1 protein-coding gene and 1 pseudogene are annotated in these 494 nt (G+C 67.8%); both read right to left on the bottom strand.

The genetic code is table 11. From position 1 onward, the window contains the following. Nucleotides 1-245, bottom strand: a pseudogene (locus tag PUR26_RS00095) (transposase); the annotation flags it as partial. An 81-nt stretch (nt 246-326) separates the two neighbouring features. Next, nucleotides 327-494, bottom strand: a 168-nt coding sequence (locus PUR26_RS00090; RefSeq protein ID WP_329868001.1) for a DUF6192 family protein, incomplete at its 5' end; no start/stop codon positions are given.

Raw genomic sequence — 494 nt, 5'->3', positions numbered from 1 at the left:
TGCTGAGGGAGGCGTTCGTAGTCGCGGACGTTTCGCCGGGCTTTCATGATCCAGCCGAGGGTGCGTTCGACTTTCCAGCGGCGGGGCAGGACGACGAAGCCCTTGGCTCCACGAGGGCGGGAGACGGTCTTGAGCGTCATGTGCAGGAAGTCGTCGGACCAGTTGACGAGCTGGCCGGCGTAGGCGGAGTCGGCCCAGACCTGGGTGATCTGCGGCTGCATGACCCGCAGGCGCCAGAGAAGTTCCATCAGGGCGACGCGGACCAGGTCGCCGTAGTGCTCGCTCAGCGGCTGGGCCTGCCCGCCGCGGCGGCGGGCGGCCATGACTCAGTCGCCTTTGAGGAGCTGAGCGAACTGCTCGTCCAAAGTGAACTGACCGGTGTCGATCGCGGCCTCCAGCCAGTCGGCTGCCCCACGGACCTTCGCGATCCCGCGGCGGATCGTCTCGCGCTCGTCCTCGGTGAACTCCTGGTCGCGCATGCGCGGAACGAGTCG

It is taken from the genome of Streptomyces sp. SP18CS02, from assembly GCF_036322365.1.
Classification (GTDB): Bacteria; Actinomycetota; Actinomycetes; order Streptomycetales; family Streptomycetaceae; genus Streptomyces.
The sequence above is the reverse complement of the archived record's forward strand: the minus strand, read 5'-3'. Positions and strand labels throughout refer to the sequence as shown.